General features: G+C 63.1%; 12 protein-coding genes, 1 tRNA gene and 1 riboswitch. Of the genes, 6 read left to right on the forward strand and 7 right to left on the reverse strand.

Annotated features, from left to right (window positions below; translation table 11 throughout):
• Nucleotides 1-8 precede the first annotated feature (8 nt).
• Both ASE85_RS18540 and ASE85_RS18545 read right to left on the reverse strand, forming a co-directional pair.
• The gene (locus tag ASE85_RS18540) at nucleotides 9-911 is read right to left on the reverse strand and encodes a dienelactone hydrolase family protein (protein WP_056692006.1); all 903 of its coding nucleotides are present in this window, start codon (nucleotides 909-911) and stop codon (nucleotides 9-11) included.
• Between the two features lie 37 nt (nucleotides 912-948).
• On the reverse strand, nucleotides 949-1,371 hold the full coding sequence (locus ASE85_RS18545) for a gamma-glutamylcyclotransferase family protein (protein WP_056692010.1): 423 nt from the start codon (nucleotides 1,369-1,371) through the stop codon (nucleotides 949-951).
• A gap of 317 nt (nucleotides 1,372-1,688) precedes the next feature.
• Here ASE85_RS18545 and ASE85_RS18550 point away from each other — a divergent pair, with 317 nt between their 5' ends.
• Complete coding sequence (locus ASE85_RS18550; protein ID WP_056692012.1) at nucleotides 1,689-1,874, forward strand: PspC domain-containing protein; 186 nt, start codon at nucleotides 1,689-1,691, stop codon at nucleotides 1,872-1,874.
• Nucleotides 1,875-2,000: 126 nt separating this feature from the next.
• On the opposite strand, the gene ASE85_RS23425 is transcribed toward ASE85_RS18550, so the two are convergent.
• Nucleotides 2,001-2,150, reverse strand: coding sequence for a hypothetical protein (locus tag ASE85_RS23425; RefSeq protein ID WP_162237483.1), 150 nt, complete (start codon nucleotides 2,148-2,150; stop codon nucleotides 2,001-2,003).
• 263 nt (nucleotides 2,151-2,413) lie between these two features.
• A riboswitch (cobalamin riboswitch) is annotated at nucleotides 2,414-2,635 on the forward strand.
• 287 nt (nucleotides 2,636-2,922) lie between these two features.
• On the opposite strand from ASE85_RS23425, the gene ASE85_RS18555 reads away from it, so the two are divergent.
• The 3 genes from ASE85_RS18555 (at nucleotide 2,923) to ASE85_RS18565 (ending at nucleotide 5,484) form a co-directional block, all read left to right on the forward strand.
• Nucleotides 2,923-4,014, forward strand: coding sequence for a DUF1852 domain-containing protein (locus ASE85_RS18555; protein WP_082462917.1), 1,092 nt, complete (start codon nucleotides 2,923-2,925; stop codon nucleotides 4,012-4,014).
• A gap of 26 nt (nucleotides 4,015-4,040) precedes the next feature.
• Nucleotides 4,041-5,069, forward strand: coding sequence for a methionine synthase (locus ASE85_RS18560; RefSeq protein WP_056692015.1), 1,029 nt, complete (start codon nucleotides 4,041-4,043; stop codon nucleotides 5,067-5,069).
• Between the two features lie 178 nt (nucleotides 5,070-5,247).
• Nucleotides 5,248-5,484, forward strand: a complete 237-nt coding sequence (locus ASE85_RS18565; protein ID WP_056692018.1) for a DUF2061 domain-containing protein — start codon at nucleotides 5,248-5,250, stop codon at nucleotides 5,482-5,484.
• Nucleotides 5,485-5,520: 36 nt separating this feature from the next.
• Here ASE85_RS18565 and ASE85_RS18570 read toward each other — a convergent pair whose 3' ends face one another.
• The 3 genes from ASE85_RS18570 to recJ all read right to left on the reverse strand — a co-directional run bounded on the left by ASE85_RS18570 (nucleotide 5,521) and on the right by recJ (nucleotide 8,225).
• A complete protein-coding gene (locus ASE85_RS18570) occupies nucleotides 5,521-6,189 on the reverse strand; it encodes a peptidylprolyl isomerase (protein ID WP_056692020.1) in 669 nt (222 codons plus the stop codon).
• Between the two features lie 94 nt (nucleotides 6,190-6,283).
• Nucleotides 6,284-6,358, reverse strand: a tRNA-Glu gene (locus ASE85_RS18575).
• A 100-nt stretch (nucleotides 6,359-6,458) separates the two neighbouring features.
• On the reverse strand, nucleotides 6,459-8,225 hold the full coding sequence (gene recJ, locus ASE85_RS18580; RefSeq protein ID WP_056692023.1) for a single-stranded-DNA-specific exonuclease RecJ: 1,767 nt from the start codon (nucleotides 8,223-8,225) through the stop codon (nucleotides 6,459-6,461).
• 139 nt (nucleotides 8,226-8,364) lie between these two features.
• Here recJ and ASE85_RS18585 point away from each other — a divergent pair, with 139 nt between their 5' ends.
• Together ASE85_RS18585 and ASE85_RS18590 are read left to right on the forward strand one after the other, a co-directional pair.
• Nucleotides 8,365-10,518 (forward strand): autotransporter assembly complex protein TamA, encoded by a 2,154-nt coding sequence (locus tag ASE85_RS18585; RefSeq protein ID WP_056692102.1) that lies wholly within the window; start codon nucleotides 8,365-8,367, stop codon nucleotides 10,516-10,518.
• Nucleotides 10,518-14,741 (forward strand): translocation/assembly module TamB domain-containing protein, encoded by a 4,224-nt coding sequence (locus ASE85_RS18590; protein ID WP_056692026.1) that lies wholly within the window; start codon nucleotides 10,518-10,520, stop codon nucleotides 14,739-14,741. Before ASE85_RS18585 ends, ASE85_RS18590 begins: the two co-directional genes overlap by 1 nt.
• A gap of 13 nt (nucleotides 14,742-14,754) precedes the next feature.
• Here the strand turns inward: ASE85_RS18590 and ASE85_RS18595 are convergent, their stop codons facing one another.
• Nucleotides 14,755-15,039, reverse strand: a complete 285-nt coding sequence (locus tag ASE85_RS18595; RefSeq protein ID WP_156358419.1) for a hypothetical protein — start codon at nucleotides 15,037-15,039, stop codon at nucleotides 14,755-14,757.
• Nucleotides 15,040-15,376 lie beyond the last annotated feature (337 nt).

Genomic DNA, 15,376 nt, shown 5'->3' on the forward strand with positions numbered 1-15,376 from the left:
AGGGCCTTTTACCCCTTCACATAAGTTCCGAACCAGCCAAGCGTCGCGTCCCAGGCGGCCTTGGCGGCGGCTTCATGATAGCTGGGACGATAATCGGCCATGAAGCCATGTTCCGCCCCGGCGTGGACGGTGATGGCATCGGGCGGCGATTTGCCGGCCTTGGTCAGCGCGGCGCGCATCGCGTCCACGTCCGTCACCGGAATACCCTTGTCCAGTGCGCCATATTGACCCAGTACCGGCGCCTTGAGTTTCGGCACTTCCTCGATCGCGCTCAGCGGCTGCAATTCGGTCTTGTCGCTCACCAGCCGGCCGTAAAAGGCCACCCCGGCATTCAGCTTGGCACTGTGCGCGGCATAGAGCCACACGATCCGCCCGCCCCAGCAAAAGCCGGTAATGCCGCGCTTCTTACCGTCGCCGCCATGGCTGCCGGCCCAGTCATAGACGGTGTCGATATCGGCCAGCACCTGAACATCGGGCGCCTTCGACACGATCGTCCCGACAAGCTGCTTGAAGTCCGCAACCTTGGTCGCATCGCCATGGCGCGCAAACAGGTCCGGCGCGATGGCATAATAGCCCGCCTTGGCGAAGCGGCGGCAGATATCGCGAATCCATTCATGTACGCCGAAAATCTCATGGACGACGACGATCACCGGCGCCGCCTTGCCACCTGAGGGCCGCGCGACGAAGGCCGGCAGAGCGAAGCCGTCATTGGCGGCAATGGACACCGCCTCTTCGGTCAATCCTTCGCCCGATGTCTGCACCGCGCTGCTGGCGACCGGGCGGCAAGCGGCGGCAAAGCCCGCCGCGAAGGCGCCGCCGGCCAACACATGGCGGCGCTGGAGGCCGGTGCTGCGTACCCAGTTCCGGTCTTCGGGCAAACGCTGCTCTTCATCGCTCCGGTCGGTCGTCATCGGCGCTATTCCTTCTGCCAGTCCCCCGGCGCGCAGACTAGCTGCCCGTGGGCCGCGCGCAAGCCAGGAAGTCGCCACCGACGATCCGTTCCAGCCCGGCCACATCATGGGCATAGATATAGACCCACGCCTCGACCGCCTCATCCGCCACCTGCACCCTCCATCGCACGCGGCGATATTCATGGGGTGGCGGATGATCGGCCGTCATTTCCTCATAGGCGTCCAGCCGGGCGAGCGTGGAAGCCGCGTCATTCAATGCGAACAGGTCGCCCAGCACCAGCCCCTCCGACCCCGGCACCAACCCCGGATAATCGGCCACACGATATAGATAGCCGCCGATGGTGGCCGGTCCCAGCAGCCGGGCATTCGCCCGCAGCCATCGGGCCATAGCGCCATCGAAAGCCGCACGCAGCGTGCCATAGACAAAGAGACAGGCGGGATCGGAAAGAGTGTCAGGCATATTTCACCAACATACGGCGCATTTCGCCAACAGCGAGAATTTTTGACAATATGCCCAGCGAGTCACATGCGAGAAACCCACGCATTTCGGGGCAAAAATCAAATTGGCACGGCATCTGCTATCCCTGTGGACATCAGGGCCGGATAGCCGGTCACACAGCAGGGAGTATCCATCATGTCCATCGCCAAGATCCAGAACGCCGCTTTCACCCTCGTCAGCGCGTTCATCGTTGCCGGCCTGTTCGTCAGCGCCGCCGTGCCCGTCGCGCCGATCGCCTGATCGCCCCCTTCAGACCCTATAACGGAAAGACCCCTGTCATGAACAACAGTTTCACCCTCGACCGTCGCAATGGCAAGATCATGGGCGTGTGCGCCGGCGTTTCGAACCGCACCGGCCTCGATGTCACGCTGATCCGTGTCGCGCTGGTGCTGCTGACGCTGTGCGCGCTCGGTCCGATCGGCGTCGTGGCCTATCTGCTCGCCGGCTGGCTGGCGGAAGGTTGAGGCGAGCCGTTCGACATATCGGGATGATCCCAAGTCGATATAAAGTAAAAGGCCGCCCTGGATTATCCCAGGAGCGGCCTTTTGATATCCCGATCCGTCGAGATGAAGATCGCAGTCAAGCCGCGATCAGGCATAAAGCACCGAATAGAAGGTCAGCATCTGAACGCCGACCGCAACGGCCAGCACGGTACCCTGAAACATCTGACGCATATTTTGCTCCATATTTACAAAAATCAATCCCCGGTCTTCGGGGAAGCAGGCCACTACGCCCGTCATATTATTGTAACAATCGCAAAGCGCGGCATACCGATTGCATCAAACGCAACAGAGCAACAGGGATGTTGCTCCCAAGCCACAATTTTCGCCCTTCTTCGTCCGTTGGCATATGATCGGGCCGGCGGGTAATGTCGACGGCAACATGGCCGGCCTGCTCGTCGAGGCGTTCGACCTACTGGCACCGGCGACCGGCGCAAAACCGAGCAGCCCCATGTCATATAAAGATATCTTTATATTGTCATTGACAATGGCCTGCCCTTGCTGTTGAAAGAGCCTGTCAAGGTTCCCCGCCTCAGGCATGACGGCGGGGCTAAGACGGGAAGCCGGTGGTGCCTTTACGGGCAGAATCCGGCGCTGCCCCCGCAACTGTAAGCGGCGAGTGGCGGTTCCATTTCGTGTCACTGAGCTTCGCACAAGGCTCGGGAAGGCCGGAACCACCGCGATGACCCGCAAGCCAGGAAACCTGCCTTCGGCGCCATAACGTTCCTCGGACGGGGGTTCCTCCGGTGGATCGCGCTTGAAGCGTGGCCCGCAGTCTATGTGCCGTCCGGGCCACCCTGCCCTTGCGCGTTCTTCCTTCGACCCTGCCGCCAGGCCAAAGCAGGTGATCGGTCGATGTTTGCAATTCTATCCAGTTCGTTCGCCCATCAACGAATGCGTCCGCGCGCCGTGTCGCCGGGCTGAGCCCCGCCTGACGCGACGCGCGGCAACCCCAGACCCATTCCGAACCATATAACGGCCGGCGTTCGCGCCAGGCCGAAGGAAATCTTGCATGCCTGCAACACGCCCCAATCCCACCCTGCCACGCATCGCCTCCGCCGCGACGCCGGCCTCCGCGATCCGGCGGCCTTCAGGACAGTCGGCCCTGACGAACGACGATCTCACATTCTCCATCAGGAGCATTCGCTTCGACGAAGAGTATCAGCCCTTCGACAATACGCGGATCACGACGAACTTCGCCAATCTGGCCAGAGGCGAGCATCGTCAGGAAAACCTGCGCAACGCCCTGAAAATGATCGACAACCGCTTCAACGATCTGGCGGATTGGGACAATCCCGATGGAGATCGCTACGGTGTCCAACTCGACATCATTTCAGTCGAGATCCATATTGCCGCCGCCGGCGCTCGCGCCGCCTTCCCGATGATCGAGATTCTCAAGACGAGCATCATCGACCGGAAAACCGATACGCGCATCGACGGCATCGTCGGGAACAATTTCTCCTCCTACGTGCGCGATTATGACTTCAGCGTGCTGCTGGCAGACCATAACGAGGGACGAGCCGCATTCGCGACGCCGGACAGCTTCGGCGATCTGCACGGCAATCTGTTCCGACATTTCCTGACCTCGCCTGCGTACAAGGAGAATTTCAGCAAGCCTCCCGTCATCTGCCTGAGCGTATCGAGCAGCAGGACCTATCATCGCACGGAAAACCGACACCCCATATTGGGGATCGAATATCGGCAGAGTGAATATTCCTCGACCGATGAATATTTCGGCAAGATGGGCCTGAAGCCACGCTATTTCATGCCGCGCGGCAGCGTGGCACCCATGGCCTTCTACTTCACTGGCGACCTGCTGAGCGACTACGCCAGCCTTGAACTCATCAGCACCATCAGCGCGATGGAGTCATTCCAGAGGATCTACCGGCCGGAAATCTACAACGCCAATTCGGCGGCAGGACAATGCTTTCGGCCCAGCCTGAACCATCAGGACTTCTCGTCCACCCGGATCCTCTACGACCGTGAAGAGCGCAACCGCCTCGCCATCGAGCAGGGCAGGTTCGCGCAAGAGCATTTCATACGGCCGTACCAGGCCGATCTGGATCGATGGTCCGCCAGCTTCAGATCCAGCCACCCCCTCTGACAAGACAGAACACAAGGTCATCCATCATGAAAAGACTATTGCCCACTTCGACTGCCGGCAGCCTGCCCAAGCCTTCCTGGCTTGCGGAGCCAGAGAAGCTCTGGTCGCCCTGGAAACTGGAAGGCGAGCATCTGGTCGTCGGCAAGCAGGACGCCCTGCGCCTTGCCGTGGACGATCAGCGACATGCCGGCATCGATATCGTCGGTGATGGCGAACAGACCCGCCAGCATTTCGTCACGACATTCATCGAGCATCTGAGCGGCGTCGATTTCGAAAAGCGCGAGACCGTCAGGATTCGTAACCGCTACGATGCGAGCGTCCCGACGGTTGTCGGCGCGGTCGGGCGCCCTAATCCGGTCTTCGTCGCCGATGCCCGCTATCTGCGTGCGCAGACCGATCAACCGATCAAGTGGACGCTACCGGGTCCGATGACGATGATCGATACGCTCTATGATGCCCATTACCGCAGCCGGGAAAAGCTCGCCTGGGAATTCGCCACGATCCTCAATCAGGAAGCCAGGGAATTGGAGGCCGCAGGCGTCGACATCATCCAGTTCGACGAACCGGCGTTCAACGTGTTCTTCGAAGAGGCCAACGACTGGGGGATCGCCACACTGGAGAAAGCCGCCGAAGGGCTGCAATGCGAAACGGCCGTCCACATCTGTTACGGTTACGGCATCAAGGCGAATACGGACTGGAAGAAGACCCTGGGATCGGAATGGCGGCAATATGAGCAGACTTTCCCCAATCTTCAGAAGTCGAAGATCGATATCATCTCGTTGGAATGCCACCACTCCCGCGTGCCGCTGGACCTTATCGAACTCATCCGGGGCAAGAAGGTGATGGTCGGAGCGGTCGACGTCGCAAGCGACACCATCGAGACGGCGGACGAGGTCGCAGACACGCTGCGCAAGGCATTGCAGTTCGTGGATGCCGACAAGCTCTATCCCTCGACCAACTGCGGCATGGCGCCGCTGTCCCGCAGCGTGGCCAGAGGCAAGTTGAACGCGCTGGGTGCTGGCGCGAAGATCGTCCGGGAAGAACTCGCGGCCTGACATCAGGCCGGCGCCCACCGCCTATGGCGACCAATCCTCCGGGCCTGTCCGGGAACCGCCTGGATGCCGGGCAGGCCCTTTGTGCTGCTGATCGCATCTGGCGATCACAGCCAGTGGGAAAAGACATTGGCAGTTATTGCGAATTATTCTTAATTATGCTGCAACAAGGAGACGCCCCATGTCGCTCGACCTCATCAAGACCGGTACCTACCTCGCCATCCACCTGACGGTCGGTTTCACCGTGGCCTATCTGATGACAGGGTCGGTCGCGCTCGCCGGCGGCATCGCGCTGATCGAGCCGGTGATCAATGCCGTCGCCTTCTTCTTCCACGAACAGGCGTGGAAGAAGATACAGGCCCGTCCACCGCGCGAAGGCGCCCGCAAATGGGTCCGGGAGCAGGCGGTGTTCGCGTAAAGCTGTCCAACTCGCTGTCGCAGTTTGCGGACCGGTTCACTTCGCCGGCTTGCGATTGAGGCCGATCAGCCAGGGCTTCACCCCACGCGAAGGTTTGGGCGTGCCGTCCAGCCGCCGTGCGCGCAGGATGGCAATGGGCTTGACGATCATCTGCCCGCGCATCGGGCCAGACCCGCAACAGGTCGGCACGGCCAGAATCTTGCCCACCACATCCATCCCGCCGACGACATGGCCGAAGGCGGCGTAACCGATGTAATCGCCGCGCGCGTCCATATTGGGAGTGGCGCCGATGGTGATGAAGAAATTGCCCATCGCCGAGTTGGGCCGATTGGGTCGCGCCATCGACAAGGTGGCGTTGAGATGAAGGATGCCGGTCTGCGTCGTCGGCTCATGCGGGATCGGCGGGAGCGAGCGGCGGGCATCGGTGTCGATACCGCCCTGGATCAGACCATATTTGGGATCGCTCTTGCGTCGCGCCGCGCGATAGAAGGTCACGCCATCAAAGCGGCCGTCATCGACATAGGTAAGGAAATTGGCCGAGGTCCGCGGCGCCCGCTTCTGATCGACCGCAACGATGATCGTACCGACCGAGGTCTCGATTGCGACGCGAGTGAAACCGGGCGTCGGCCGATTGGCGGGAAGGGCGAAGGCCATGGCAGGCACAAGGCCGACGAGCAGGCAGAGCAGACGCAAGAAAAACGACATCGGCGCAGCCCTACAGAGCCGGCAACCCCTGCGCAACCGAGGCGCATTGTCAAATACAGGCTGTGAAGGCGCAGGCTTCCTGCCGAAGCAAGGGTGGTGATCCCAACGGGATTCGAACCCGTATCGCTGCCGTGAAAGGGCAGTGTCCTAACCGTTAGACGATGGGACCACATGCTGCGCTGAGTGGCCAGCGCTGCGAAGCGAAGGCGCAATTAGGCGGGGACGGCGAAACGGTCAACCCCCTTTGCGCAAGAAAAATGCAATCTTTTTCAATCGGCCCAGGCGGCATCCTCCAGATGCAGTTCGGCGGTGGGACGGCTGCTCCAATCGTCGATCTTTACCTTCCCCGCGACCCATAATTTACGGTCGTAGGGCGCAGCCAGGATCGCCTGCCCCATGTCGCTTTCCGCCTTGCGGAAGGCTATGGTCTTGATCGACCGGCCATCCATGCCCGCCATGACGGCGCGCAAATGGCCGTTGCCGACCACGTCGGCCTTCACCACCCGCATGGGGCCAGCGGCGATCAGGGGCGCGGGCCAGCCGGCGCCATAAGGACCGCCCTGTTCGATCGCGGCGACGAAATCCGGGTTGACGCCAGCGGGCGCGAGTACCGCGTCGATCAGCAGCGCGCGATCGTCACGCGCCCTGGCGACGGCAGCGGACAGGCGATCGTCCAGATAGTCCGCGAGCGCATCGATCCGGTCCGCCGCAACGGTCAGGCCCGCCGCCATGGCATGGCCGCCGCCCGCGACCAGCAGGCCGCTATCCTTGGCCGCCAGCACCGCCGCGCCAAGGTCTACGCCGGATATGGAGCGGCCCGACCCCTTGCCCACGCCATCGTCGTCGACGGCGATGACGATGGCGGGGCGGCCGGCCTTTTCCTTGATCCGGCCAGCGACGATGCCGATGACGCCGGGATGCCAGCCTTGCCCCGATATGATGGCGACGGCACGGTTGCCCTGCGCGGCAACCAGTTCTTCCGCCTGTTCCTGCACCGTCGATTCGATCGCGCGACGTTCTTCATTATAGTGATCGAGCTGGGCGGCGATACGCGCGGCCTCGTCCGGGTCTTCCGTCGTCAGCAGACGCACGCCAAGATCCGCCTGACCAACCCGGCCGCCAGCATTGATACGCGGACCGAGCGCAAAGCCGAGATCATGGCAGAGCGGCGCACGGGTCAGCCGGCTGGCGTCGATCAGCGCGGCAAGGCCGACATTGTTCCGCTTCGCCATGACCTTAAGCCCCTGCGCCACGAAAGCGCGGTTGAGGCCGCGTAGCTGCGCCACGTCCGCGACCGTGCCCAATGCGACGATGTCGAGCAGGTCGAGGATATTGGGCTTGGCCCGGCTGGCGAACCAGCCGCGTGCATCGAGCGCCTTGAGCAGGCGCGCGCCCAGCAGGAAGGCGACGCCGACCGCCGCCAGATGGCCGTGGACGGCGGCGTCGGGATGCTCGTCCAGCCGGTTGGGGTTGACCAGCGCGAAGGCTTCGGGAAGCTGGGTCGCGCATTTATGATGATCGACCACGACGACATCGACGCCGGTCGCCTTGGCCATCGACAGTGCCTCGAACGCCTGCGCGCCGCAATCGACGGTGACGATCAACGTAGCCCCCTCCCCCGCCAGCCGCACCAGCGCCTCGCCCGAGGGGCCGTAGCCCTCCATCAGCCGGTCGGGGATATAGGGTTTCGCGCCGAGGCCAAGGTCGCGCAGCAAACGGATCAGCAACGCCGCGCTGGTCGCGCCATCCACATCATAATCGCCGAAGATGCGCACATCCTCACCGCGCTGGACGGCATCGGCGATCCGTTCGGCCGCGACGTCCATATCGCGAAACAGGCTGGGATCGGGCATGAAGGCGCGAATGGTCGGGTTGCGATGCGCCTCGACCGCGTCGCGCGGGCAGCCGCGCGCCAGCAGCAATTGCGTCACCAGATCGTCGGGCAGATAGGAAGGATCGCGAGCATCGGCATTGCCCCCCCGCCAGCGCCAGGGCTGGCCGGACAGGGATCGCGAAATATTGAGCGCAAATGTCATGCAATTGCTCTAGACCGCGCGACGTCATGAGGGAAGCACGGCAAATCATGTCGCGAACGGAACCGTCGCAACCCCTTGGGCGTATTGCCTCTTTGCAGGGCATGTGGAATGTCCGGCGCGAAAGGGGCATCGCGATTTCATGAGCAGACGGCAGGCCATTCATGTCCGGCGTATATTGGCCGTGGCGCTGATGACGGCATCGCCTCTACCGTTGATGGCACAAACGCAGTCCGCACCCGACTCCAGCCTGCCTTATGAAGCGACGCAGGATGAAGAGCCGATCCTGCCCGAAGACCAGTTCGAGGCGCGCCTGCCGAAGGTGCCGGCCAAAGTTCCGGGCGAGTCTCAGGCAAGTGGGCAGGCCCCTGATTCCAATGCGCCCCTGCCTTCGATCGATAGCTGGATCGACCAGCAGATGCCGCAGCAATCGAGCGCGCCCGCGGAATTGCCACCAGCGACCGATCCGGTCGAGGAGCAGGAACTGGCGCAGCCGCTGCCGCCGCCCGACAGCGTGACCGTGCCGGCCAATGTCGCGGCAAACCAGGACCCCGATACCAAGCTGCCCGACATACGCTATGCCACAGGCATCGAGGGGTTCGGCAAGACCGGGCTGGAGGATGAATTTCGCGGCGCATCCGCGCTGATCGATGGGAAGGGCGAGGCGGAAACCGCCGCAATGGTGCAGGCCCGCGCGCAGGAGGACGAGAAGCTGGCGACCCGCCTGCTCTATTCCGAAGGCTATTATGACGCGACGGCGCTCGCCAGTCTGGACCAGACCGGTGACGGGACTTTGAAAGCCATCATCTCCGTGACGCCGGGCAAGCGGTACAAGATCGGCGATATCGTCATCACCGCCGACCAGACCGTTCCACCCGATCTGGTACGCAACAGCCTGCCATTGAAAAGCGGCGATTATATCATCGCTACGCTGGTGGAAGGTGCTGAAGCCAATGTGGCGCTGAAATTGCCCGAAAATGGCTATCCTTTCGCCAAGGTGGGCGAACGCGACATATTGCTCGATCCCGCGACGGTGACGGGCGATTATACACTGCCCGTCGAAGTCGGCCCGCGCGGCACCTTCCGCAAGATCGTCACGTCCGGCGAGAAGCAGGCATTCGGCGCCGACCATATGGAGGTCATCAAGCGCTACAAGCCCGGCCAGATCTATGACAGCCGCAAGGTGGACGACCTGCGCAAGGCGCTGGTGGCGACTGCCCTTTTCTCCAGCGTGTCGGTGGAACCGGTGCGCACCGGCGAGGCCGGACCGGACGGTACCGAATATGTCGACCTGATGGTCGAGCAGGACGCCGGGCCGCCGCGCACACTGGCGGGCGAAGCGGGTTATGGCACCGGACAGGGCTTCCGCGCGGAGGGGACATGGACCCATCGCAACATGTTCCGGCCCGAAGGTGCGCTGATCCTGGGCGCGATTGCGGGCACGCAGGAACAGGGCGCGTCGGCGACCTTCCGCCGGTCCAATGCGGGCAAGCGGGACAAGACATTCCAGACCGGCATCACGCTCAATCACCAGAATTACGATGCCTATGAGGCGTTTACGGCGGGCCTGAATGTCGGCTGGTCGCGTCAATCGACACCGATCTTCCAGAAGCGCTGGACCTACAGCTATGGCGCGGAAATCCTGCTGACCAACGAGCAGGTGGTGACTGACCTGCTGACGGCGGACAAGACACGGCGCACCTATTTCATCGGCGGCCTGCCGGTGCAGATCGGTTATGACCGGTCCAACGACCTGCTCAACCCGACCAAGGGATTCCGCGCCAATGTGCGCGCCGAACCGGAAGGATCGTTGCAGGGTAATTTCTCGCCCTATCTGCGCGCCAGTTTCGACCTGACCGGCTATTATCCGGTGTCGGACAGCCTGGTCATCGCGGGCCGGGCGAAGGTGGGCACCATCAGCGGCGTCAGCCGCGAGGATGTCGCGCCATCGCGGCGCATCTATGCCGGTGGCGGCGGATCGGTGCGCGGCTTCGGCTATCAGGAACTGGGACCGAAGGACGCGAACAACGATCCGGTCGGCGGTCGGTCCGTCAATGAATTCGCGGTCGAGGGCCGCTATCGCTTCGGCAATTACGGCGTCGTCGCCTTTGTCGATGCCGGTCAGGTCTATGAAAGCTCCATGCCCAAATTCGATGATATGCGCTATGGCGTCGGCATAGGTGGCCGTTTCTATACCAACTTCGGTCCGTTCCGCGCGGACATCGCCATGCCGATCAACCGGCAACCGGGCGAATCCAAATTCGCTCTCTATATCGGCATCGGACAAGCCTTCTGATGGCGCAGGACGACACCCCTCCCCCCGTTTCGGAGACGCCCACCGATACGGTGGTCATCCGCGAGAAGCGGCCGCTGTGGCAGAAGATCGCGATCGGCGCTCTTGGCCTTATCATCGGTCTGGTCGTGCTGGCCGCTGGCCTGTTGCTCGGCCTCAATACCCAGCCGGGCAAGAAATTCCTGATCCAGCAGATTGCAGCGCTCCAGATGGAGTCCGGCATGAAGATCGAGGTCGGCCGGATCGACGGGTCGATCTATAGCGACATGACGATCCATGATCTGGTGCTGCGCGACCCCAAGGGCGTGTTCGCGGTCAGCCCGAAGGTGCATGTGGTCTGGCGGCCGTTCCGCTATATCAACAAGCATATTTCGGTCAGCCTGCTGGAAACGCCGCTGGTCGTGCTGGCGCGCAGCCCACAGTTCAATGTCGTGGCAAGCGATCCCAATGCGCCGATCCTGCCGGATCTGGACATCGACGTCGACCGGATGAAGATCGGCAAGTTCTTGCTCGCCAAGCCTGTGATCGGCCAGAAGCGCGAGATCGCGATCGACGGCGTCACTCATATTGCGGATGGTCGCGCCATCCTGTCCGCCGATGCGATCGTCGATAGTGGCGACCGGTTGCAGGCGAAGCTGGACGCGGTGCCGGAGCAGAATCGCCTTTCCATGAGCGGTACGTTGACCGCGCCCAAGGGCGGCGTCATTGCGGCTATGTCCGGCCTGACCGATGGCGTGACCGCGACGCTGGATGGCAAGGGCACGTGGCAGGCGTGGGACGGCAAGATCGTCGCGACGTCCCCCAAGGGTGAGCTGGCGAATATCATGCTGGCCGCGCGCGACGGCAATTTCACGGCGAAAGGCCCGGTGCGGCCGGGGCTGGTCTTAGCAGGCCCCGTCGACCGGCTGACCGCGCCGCAACTGGACGTCGACCTGTTCGCCGGGCTGAACGAGCGGCGCGTGAACATCAAGGGCACGCTGCGTTCGCCGGCCATGACCGCCGATGCGCAGGGCCTGATCGACCTGGGCAAGAGCCGGTTCAGTGCGCTGAAGATCAACGCGGCGCTGCTCGCGCCCGGCGCGATCATGGACAAGGTGAAGGGGCGTGACGTGCGCGCGTCCATCATGCTCGACGGGCCGATGGCCACGCCGTTCATCGACTATGCCATCACGGCCAAGAGCATCGCCTTTGATGCGACGGGCATAGACAATCTGAAGGCGAGCGGTCGGGCAGTGATCGACGCGGATCGTATCCGCATTCCGGTCAATGCCACGGCGACGCGGGTGACGGGCCTCAACGCGGCGGCTGGCGGCCTGCTCCAGAATTTGCGCGTGAAGGGCGACTTTGCCTATGCCGCAGGCAAGCTGATCAGCGACAATCTGAAGATCGATAGCGACAAGGTGGATGCCACCGCGATCGTGCTGGCCGACCTCGACAACGCCATCTATCGCGGCGCGCTGAAAGGCCGGGTCAATGATTACAAAATCGACGGCGTCGGCATCGTCAACCTGAATACCGATGTCGAACTGATCCCCGGACCCAAGGGCGGCTTTGGCCTGGGCGGACGATTCGGCGTGCGCACCGCCCGCTGGGAAAACGCCTCCGTGCGTGATTTCCTGGGCGGCAATGCGGTTATGTCCGGACGTATCGGCATGACGCCGGAGGGCAAGTTCACGCTGGCGGGGCTGAAGGGTGCGGCGCCCAATTTCACCATAAATTCGGGGTCCGGCAGCTATGATACGGACGGGCAGGTCGCGTTCGATGCCACCGCTTCGTCCAGACAATATGGGCCGCTGGCACTGACGGTGCGTGGCACGATGGAACGGCCGCAAGCGGTGTTGCGCGCGGCGCGGCCCAATGTGGGCGTGCAACTGACCGATGTGGTCGCGAAGCTGAATGGCGAGGCGGCGGGATATCGGCTCGAAGCGACCGGCGGGTCGCCCTATGGTCCCTTCTTCGCCAATGTGCTCATTCGCACGGCGCAGGGGCCATTGACGATCGACGTCACCAAGGCGCGCTTTGCCGGGGTCGACATGAATGGTCGCATCCAGCAGAGCGCCGCCGGACCCTTCACCGGGCAACTGGCGCTGAATGGCTCCGGCATTAATGGCGCGGTCAAGCTGGCCGCAGTCGGCAAGGTGCAGGGTGTGGACGTCAATGCCACGGCCAGCAACGCCAAATTGCCGGGTGAAGCCGACGTCGTGATCGGCCGGGCGATCGTCACCGCCTCCATGCTGCTGACCGACCAGCCGCAAATCAAGGCCGACGCCCAGATCGCCAATGCTGCCTATGGCGCCTATGTCGTGCGCAAGGCGCGGGCGCGGGTCGACTATCAGGGCGGACGCGGGCGGGCGCAACTGGTCGCCGACGGGTCGAGCGGCGTGCCCTTCTCGCTCGCTGTCAATGCCGCGCTGCGCCCCGACCTCTATGCCGTGGTGTTGCAGGGCAAGACGGCCAATGTCGATTTCAAGCTGGCACAGCCCGCGATCATCCGTACCGAACCGGGCGGCTACCGTCTGGAGCCGGTGACGCTGGTGCTGCCGCAGGGCAAGGTCGATCTGGCCGGCCGCTTTGGCGACATGACGAGCGCGCAGGCGCGGTTCAAGGATTTCGACCTTGCCATCGTCAACGTCATGGCGCCGGGCATGGGCATTGGCGGGCGGATGACCGGAACGCTGGACTATGCGCAGAAGGGCAGCGCCTTCCCCACCGCGACTACGCGCCTGGCGATCAACGATTTCCGCCGGTCGAGCCTGACCGCCGTATCCGATCCAGTGTCGATGAGCGTCGAGGGTAAGCTTTCGTCGGCGGGCGGTGACCTGCGCGGTCTGATCCGTGAGGGCAGCAGCACGCTGGGCCGCTTCACCGCCACACTGGCGCCGCCGGGCGCAGGCGCGAGCTGGGCCGAGCAGTTGCAGAATGCGCCGCTGGGCGGTGGCATCCGCTATGCCGGCCCGGCCGATGTGCTCTTCTCTTTTGCGGGGATGGCCGATCAGCAATTGACCGGCGGGCTGGCGGTTGCGGCCGATTTCAGCGGGCGGCTCAGCGATCCACGGCTCAACGGCGTGGTGCGCGCCAATGCGCTGACATATGAGAATGAGACGTTCGGCACGCGCGTCACCCAGATGAAGCTGGATGGCCGCTTCACCAACGATCATCTGGAGATTCGCGACTTTTCCGGTCGGGCGGGCGACGGCACGGTGCAGGCATCGGGCAATGTCGGGCTGGCGGCGGCCAGCGGCTTCCCGATGGACATTGCGGTCAAGCTCAATCGGGCGCGGCTGGCGCGCAGCGAGGCCATCACCAGCGTGGTCAGCGGGACGCTCAACATCACCAACAGCACGGCCAATGGTGGCCTCATCAAGGGCGACCTGAACTTGCCGGAGACGCGCTATCGCGTCGCATGGCAGGGCGGGACCGAAATCCGGCAACTGACCGGCGTGCGGCGCAAAGGCGACGGTTCCGATCCGCTGGCCGAGCGGATGGCGGCGCGCAAGGCTGCGGCCAGGCCGGCCGACTGGAAGCTGGATATCCGGGTGCGGGCAGACAATGAGATTTATGTGACCGGCATGGGGCTGGATTCCGAATGGAAGACCAACATGCGCGTCACCGGCACCACCGCCAATCCGCGCGTGGTCGGTAAGATCGAATCGCTGCGTGGGCGCTACAGTTTCTCGGGTCACCAGTTCGACCTGGAGCAGGGCGTCATTACCTTCAACGGACCGATGATGAACCCGATCCTCCAGATCAAGGCGCAGACCAGGATCGATACGGTAACGGCGGGCATCCAGGTGACAGGATCGGCGCAGCAGCCCGATATCGCCTTCATCTCCACGCCCACTTTGCCGCAGGATGAAATTCTGTCGCGCATCCTGTTCGGCGACAATGTCGCCAACCTGTCGCCGATGCAGGCGGTGCAGCTTGCGGCGGCGCTGAACGGGCTGCGCGGCGGCAGCGGCGGTCTGAATCCGATGGGCAAGTTGCAGGGCGCATCGGGCATCGACCGGATCGGCATCGTCGGTGGCGACGAGGCGACCGGGCGCGGCACATCGCTGGCGGTCGGGCAGCATATCTCCAACAATATCTATGTGGAGGTGATCACGGACTCGAAGGGCTTCACCGCCACGCAGCTGGAGATCGCGCTGTCCAAGACGCTGAGCCTGTTGTCGAAGACCGGCACCAATGCAGGGTCATCGGCGAACCTGCGCTATTCGAAGGATTATTGAGGCGGGAAGAGCGTCAGTCCTCTTCCTCCACCCAGAAGATGAAGGCGTGGTCGCGGTCGAAACCGATCAGGCCGCAATCGAAGGTCGCCGAGGTGAGGGGAGTCCATGCCATCCCCCCATCGACATCGGCCGACCATAGGCCGTTTGCAACGAATTGGCGGTTCGATCCAAGTGCGTTGAGGGCGAATGCAGCATTCTTGAGCTCATCCAAGCGGGGAGCGCAAAAGCCATAGGCGAGGCCTACCGTGCCTGCGACCGCCAGCACATGGGCGGCCTGTTGAAAATCCAGTGTCGTCAAACCGGGCGGCGCGAACGGGCCGTGGCGGGCGGTGGCGGGCGGTGGGATAGCCGAGATGGGCGGCGATGGCGTGCGGGACGCTGTGTGCGGGGCCATCCGGCCGGGGACCAATCCACCAGCGTGCATCGCGCCTAGAGCATCGTGCGGAAAAGTGGGAACCGGTTTTTCGCTTAAAACGATGCGAAAACAAAAAACTAGAGCGCGTGACCTGCATCGGATTTAACGCAGCGCGCTCTAGGCTGTAGTGACATTTTAGGGATTCCCATGTTAGCAGATTTCTGATTCAACACTGGCTTTTGGAGGCTGGTGTGGAAGGCGAGGTTCTGCGGGACGATCA

The organism is Sphingobium sp. Leaf26 (assembly GCF_001421665.1).
In the GTDB taxonomy this organism is placed as follows: Bacteria; Pseudomonadota; Alphaproteobacteria; order Sphingomonadales; family Sphingomonadaceae; genus Sphingobium.

Excerpts from the sequence above, each read along its gene's own strand:
- ASE85_RS18570 (WP_056692020.1), bottom strand. The coding sequence starts at position 6,189 with ATGTCGTTTTTCTTGCGTCTGCTCTGCCTGCTCGTCGGCCTTGTGCCT.
- recJ (WP_056692023.1), bottom strand. The coding sequence starts at position 8,225 with ATGACATTTGCGCTCAATATTTCGCGATCCCTGTCCGGCCAGCCCTGG.
- ASE85_RS18590 (WP_056692026.1), top strand. The coding sequence starts at position 10,518 with ATGGCGCAGGACGACACCCCTCCCCCCGTTTCGGAGACGCCCACCGAT.
- ASE85_RS18555 (WP_082462917.1), top strand. The coding sequence starts at position 2,923 with ATGCCTGCAACACGCCCCAATCCCACCCTGCCACGCATCGCCTCCGCC.
- ASE85_RS18565 (WP_056692018.1), top strand. The coding sequence starts at position 5,248 with ATGTCGCTCGACCTCATCAAGACCGGTACCTACCTCGCCATCCACCTG.
- ASE85_RS18550 (WP_056692012.1), top strand. The coding sequence starts at position 1,689 with ATGAACAACAGTTTCACCCTCGACCGTCGCAATGGCAAGATCATGGGC.
- ASE85_RS18540 (WP_056692006.1), bottom strand. The coding sequence starts at position 911 with ATGACGACCGACCGGAGCGATGAAGAGCAGCGTTTGCCCGAAGACCGG.
- ASE85_RS18560 (WP_056692015.1), top strand. The coding sequence starts at position 4,041 with ATGAAAAGACTATTGCCCACTTCGACTGCCGGCAGCCTGCCCAAGCCT.
- ASE85_RS18585 (WP_056692102.1), top strand. The coding sequence starts at position 8,365 with ATGAGCAGACGGCAGGCCATTCATGTCCGGCGTATATTGGCCGTGGCG.
- ASE85_RS23425 (WP_162237483.1), bottom strand. The coding sequence starts at position 2,150 with ATGACGGGCGTAGTGGCCTGCTTCCCCGAAGACCGGGGATTGATTTTT.
- ASE85_RS18545 (WP_056692010.1), bottom strand. The coding sequence starts at position 1,371 with ATGCCTGACACTCTTTCCGATCCCGCCTGTCTCTTTGTCTATGGCACG.